This window comes from Streptomyces rubellomurinus, assembly GCF_000961885.1.
In the GTDB taxonomy this organism is placed as follows: Bacteria; Actinomycetota; Actinomycetes; order Streptomycetales; family Streptomycetaceae; genus Kitasatospora; species Kitasatospora rubellomurina.
Window position 1 is genome coordinate 1 of sequence record NZ_JZKH01000278.1, and the last position, 767, is coordinate 767.

1 protein-coding gene is annotated in these 767 nt (G+C 74.8%); it reads left to right on the top strand.

The window, feature by feature from the left end; translation table 11 throughout:
• Window positions 1–767: beta-ketoacyl synthase N-terminal-like domain-containing protein (locus tag VM95_RS37805; RefSeq protein ID WP_045706060.1), on the top strand; the 767-nt coding region annotated here is incomplete at both ends.

The following is a 767-nucleotide window of genomic DNA, read 5'->3' on the forward strand; positions in this document are numbered from 1 at the left end:
CGCGCTCGGGCTGGAGGGCCCGGCGGTGAGCATCGACACGGCGTGCTCGTCCTCGCTGGTCGCCCTGCACCTGGCGGCCAACGCGCTGCGCGGCGGCGAGTGCGACCTGGCGCTCGCGGGCGGCGTCTCGGTCATGTCGACGCCCGAGTTCTTCGTCGAGTTCTCCCGCCAGCGCGGACTGTCCGTGGACGGCCGCTGCAAGGCGTTCTCGGCGGCGGCCGACGGCATGGGCGCGGGCGAGGGCGTCGGCCTGCTCTTGCTGGAACGGCTGTCGGACGCGGTGCGGCACGGGCACCGGGTGCTGGCGGTGGTGCGCGGGTCGGCGATGAACCAGGACGGCGCGTCCAACGGGCTGTCCGCCCCCAACGGGCCGTCCCAGCAGCGGGTCATCCGGCAGGCACTCGCCAACGCGGGCCTGACCGCGGCGGACGTCGACGTGGTGGAGGCGCACGGGACGGGGACGGCGCTGGGGGATCCGATCGAGGCGCAGGCGCTGCTGGCGACGTACGGGCAGGGCCGGTCGGGCGAACTACCGCTGCGGCTGGGCTCGGTGAAGTCCAACATCGGGCACGCCCAGGCGGCGGCGGGTGTGGCGGGCGTGATCAAGATGGTGATGGCGCTGCGGCACGGGGTGCTGCCGAGGACGCTGTACGTGGACAGCCCTTCACCGCACGTGGACTGGTCGGCGGGCGCGGTGGAGCTGCTGACGGACGAGGTGCCGTGGCCTGCGGGCGGTTCGCGGGTCCGGCGGGCCGGGGTGTCCTCGT